Source organism: Stenotrophomonas sp. PS02298, assembly GCF_029959445.1.
GTDB lineage: Bacteria > Pseudomonadota > Gammaproteobacteria > Xanthomonadales > Xanthomonadaceae > Stenotrophomonas.
This window is the reverse complement of the sequence record NZ_JASCOR010000301.1, coordinates 1-1,997: the sequence shown is the minus strand read 5'-3', so window position 1 is coordinate 1,997 and position 1,997 is coordinate 1. Positions and strand designations below refer to the sequence as shown.

Here is a 1,997-nt window from a genome sequence, read left to right as displayed (position 1 = left end):
GGTCAGAGTGGGGTTTTGGTACGAAACCCCACTCTGACCCCGGTTTTGAACCGGTTCTGCGCTCCACCAGCATTGGCATTAACTGCTAGATTCCAAGGCTTCTCCAAGCTTGGACAAAGCCGCCCATGCGTAGTCGTCTGCTGTGGATGTTGCTCTGCCTGCTGGCACCGGCCAGCAATGCCGAAGTACTGGTGCACTCGATCAGCTACCAAGGCAACGACCGGCATGCGCCATTGGCGGCCGGCAATTACCGCAACCCGATCCTGCCCGGCTTCTACCCGGACCCGTCGATCGTGCGCGCTGGCGATGACTTCTATCTGGTCAACTCCACGTTCGGCTATTTCCCCGGCCTGCCGATCCACCACAGCCGCGACCTGGTCAACTGGACGCAGATCGGCAACGCCATCGACCGCCCAGGCCAGATCAACTACGGCAAGGACGAGCTGACCCGCGGCCTGTTCGCCGCCTCCATCAGCCATCACGGCGGCAAGTTCTACATCGTCAACACCTGCTTCTACTGCGACGGTGGCAACTTCGTGATCCACGCCGACAACCCGGCCGGGCCATGGTCCGACCCGGTCTGGCTGCAGGTGCGTGGCATCGATCCTTCCCTGTTCTTCGATGCCGATGGCAGCAGCTGGGTGGTACACAATGACGTGCCCGATGGCGAACTGCGGTATGACGGCCACCGCGCGATCTGGCTGCAGCAGATCGACCTGGCCAGCGGCAAAGCCATTGGTGAGCGGCGTCTGCTGGTGGATGGCGGCGCCAACCCAGCCAGCAAGCCCGAGCACATCGAAGGCCCGCATATCTTCAAGCACGACGGCTGGTACTACCTGACCGCCGCCGAAGGCGGCACCGGCGAACAGCATGCGCAGATGATCTGGCGCAGCCGCAGCCTGACGGGTCCGTATCAGGCAGGCCCCAACAACCCGGTACTGACCCAGCGCGACCTCGATCCCAAGCGCGCCAATCCGGTGACCTCGGCTGGGCATGCGCAGTTCGTGCAGCTGGCTGATGGCAGCTGGTGGACGGTATTCCTCGCCACCCGCCCCTACCGTGGCAATCAATACAATCTAGGCCGTGAAACCTTCCTGCTGCCGGTGCAATGGCACGAAGGCTGGCCGCAAGTGTTGCCGCGCGGCGCCGAAGTACCGCTGCAGTTGCCGCGCCCGCAGATTGCTGGCGCAAACGCAAATGTCACCGATAGCGCTGTATCCACTTGGACGGAAAACTTCAGCGACGCGAAGCTGCCACCACAATGGCTGACCCTGCACCCGCCGAAGCACGTGTGGTTCAGCACCGGCGCTGGCGGCCTGAAGCTGCAAACGGGCACGACGCCTCTGGGCGCCGAGGGTACGGAAGATCAGGCCCACTACCTGGGCCACCGCCTGCAGCACCATCGCGCGACCCTGGATATGCAGCTTTCGGCCGCGTCTGTGGCTGATGGCGAGTTGGCGGGATTGGCCTGGCTGCAGAACGAGCGCTATCACTATGTGCTGGGCGTCGAAGCCAGCAACGGTACGCGCCGGGTGGCTCTGTACCTGCGCGCCGGCAAGGATTCACCAGAGACAGGCACGCTGTTGGCGCAGAAGGAACTAAGGGGCGCTGGCGACAACACTGGACTGCGATTCACTCTGGATGGCGCACGCGCGCAGGCATGGTTCTCGCCACGACCCGGGCAATGGCAACGCCTTGGCGAAACGCTTGATGCGAGCCTGCTCAGTACCGACACCGCGGGTGGATTCATCGGCAGCACGTTTGGTGCGTATGCGGTAAAGCGCTAACGCGGACTGTATCCGAGCGATGCGCACTTTTGCCCCCTCCCCTTGCCGCAGGCAAGGGGAGGGTTGGGGAGGGGTGCCGTTCGCGATTGAGCTGCGATTGATGCATCGTCAGCTTCGCGGCTTACGCCGCTCCTACAGCATTCCTTGTAAAGCCCTTGCCGAGCATGGCTCGGCACTACAGGTCAAAACCGGGGTCAGAGTGCGGTTTAG

The 1,997-nt window shown here is 63.1% G+C and carries 1 protein-coding gene; it reads left to right on the top strand.

The genetic code is table 11. From position 1 onward, the window contains the following. Nucleotides 1-125 precede the first annotated feature (125 nt). Complete coding sequence (locus tag QMX78_RS21250; RefSeq protein ID WP_282273412.1) at nt 126-1,787, top strand: glycoside hydrolase family 43 protein; 1,662 nt, start codon at nt 126-128, stop codon at nt 1,785-1,787. The last annotated feature ends 210 nt before the right edge of the window (nt 1,788-1,997 follow it).